The organism is Scytonema sp. PCC 10023, assembly GCF_963920835.1.
Taxonomy (GTDB): domain Bacteria; phylum Cyanobacteriota; class Cyanobacteriia; order Cyanobacteriales; family Nostocaceae; genus Kalymmatonema.
Window position 1 is genome coordinate 1 of record NZ_CAWUDP010000367.1, and the last position, 411, is coordinate 411.

1 protein-coding gene is annotated in these 411 nt (G+C 48.4%); it reads left to right on the forward strand.

Translation table 11 applies throughout. The features are described 5' to 3' along the window. Positions 1 to 17: 17 nt before the first annotated feature. The coding region (locus ACM0OZ_RS49245; protein ID WP_414590220.1) for a hypothetical protein at positions 18 to 411 on the forward strand (394 nt) is incomplete at its 3' end.

The window sequence follows — 411 nt, forward strand, 5'->3', positions numbered from 1 at the left end:
AAGCTTGTGTGAGCTCATTGACAGAGGCATTTAACCAGCGCTCAGAGCTACAGCAAATAGAACGCTTAAGCCAAAGCACCGCACAACTGCAAGAGCAGGTTTCAGCACTGCCGCCAATACCAGCGCCCTTTGACCCTACCGGGCTAGAGCAACAAATACAGCAGTTGCAAGCTTATGTGAGTTCATTGACAGAGGCATTTAACCATCTCTCAGAGCTACAGCAAATAGAAGACTTAAGCCAAAGCAGCACCCAAGTGCAACAGCTTATTTCAGCACTGCCGCCAATACCAGCACCGTTTGATCCCACCGGGCTAGAGCAACAAATACAGCAGTTGCAAGCTTGTGTGAGCTCATTAACAGAGGCATTTAACCAGCGCTCAGAGCTACAGCAGATAGAAGACTTAAGCCAAA